The 1,091-nt window shown below is 44.5% G+C and carries 2 protein-coding genes; both read left to right on the top strand.

Translation table 11 applies throughout. The annotated features are described in order from the left end of the window. The first annotated feature begins 79 nt into the window (after positions 1-79). Positions 80-427, top strand: coding sequence for a transposase (locus WFI24_RS34140; protein ID WP_336766269.1), 348 nt, complete (start codon positions 80-82; stop codon positions 425-427). After that, positions 379-1,091: IS3 family transposase (locus WFI24_RS34145; RefSeq protein ID WP_336766270.1), on the top strand; the 713-nt coding region annotated here is incomplete at its 3' end. The genes WFI24_RS34140 and WFI24_RS34145, both read left to right, overlap by 49 nt.

The raw sequence follows: 1,091 nt of genomic DNA on the forward strand, positions 1-1,091 counted from the left end.
CTGTGAAGTGCACCCCTTAGAATAGACATTGGATTAAACCCCTGGTTTATCCGATGAAATTCTAAGGGGTGCATTTTTTATGCCAGCAGTTAAAGGTCAGAAGTTTAAACAGTATTCCTTCGAGATAAAGATGGAAGCGATACATCTTCACTTGGTGGAAGGCTGGACGTATCGCAGAATCATGGAGAAGTTTGGCATGAAAGACAGACATCGTCTCAAAGATTGGATGAAGAAGTACAAGGAATCCGGTGAGTTTGGACTCATCGATCATCGTGGAAGACGTGAGGAATATGTTGACCAAGACAGACAGTTGAGCCGGCTGAAACGAGAAAATGAAATGCTAAAAAAGTGCTTGGAAATCTGGATGCAGGAGATGAAATGCAAAGATATATTAGCGTCGAGAAAGCCGCAAAAGAGTATCCAGTGAGCGCACTTTGCAAGATTTTTGGTGTCTCTAGAAGCGGCTACTATGCTTATCTCAAACGCAAAGGTCAAGATCGTGATCAAACGGACAAGGCACTTGTACAAAAGGTTTACGACCAATACAACGGAGTGTATGGCTACCGCCAGATTCAGTTGTTTTTGCTACAGGATCACGGGGTCTGGATGAATCATAAGAAAGTGCTACGGCTCATGCAGACGCTTGGAATTCGATCAAGAATTCGGCGTAAGCATCGCTGTAACTACACTTCTTCAACTGAAGGACGAGTTGCCAAAAACCTGCTGAAGCGCGACTTTAAAGCAGATAGAGCGAACCAAAAATGGGTTACGGACGTCACTCAATTCCGTGTAGGTGAGTCATGGATCTACCTCTCTGCCGTGAAAGATCTATTTAATAATGAGATTGTAGCCTATCAAATGAGTCGAAGAAACGACAATCTGCTGGTTTTACAGACCTTTGAGAATGCTTTTAACAAGACAAAAGACGTGACGGGACTGATCGTTCACAGCGATCAGGGATTCCAGTACACGTCTTATGCCTACCACGACATGCTGCCAAAGGTTGGCGCCCAAATCAGCATGTCTCGCCGAGGGAATTGTTATGACAATGCCTCGATGGAGAGCTTCTTCTCGCATCTCAAAACGGAAGG

Origin of the sequence: Paenibacillus sp. USHLN196 (assembly GCF_037144955.1) — a bacterium.
GTDB lineage: Bacteria > Bacillota > Bacilli > Paenibacillales > Paenibacillaceae > Paenibacillus > Paenibacillus xylanexedens_C.

Bases quoted from the DNA above. Each gene is read 5' to 3' on its own strand.
- WFI24_RS34140 (WP_336766269.1), top strand. From the start codon at position 80: ATGCCAGCAGTTAAAGGTCAGAAGTTTAAACAGTATTCCTTCGAGATA.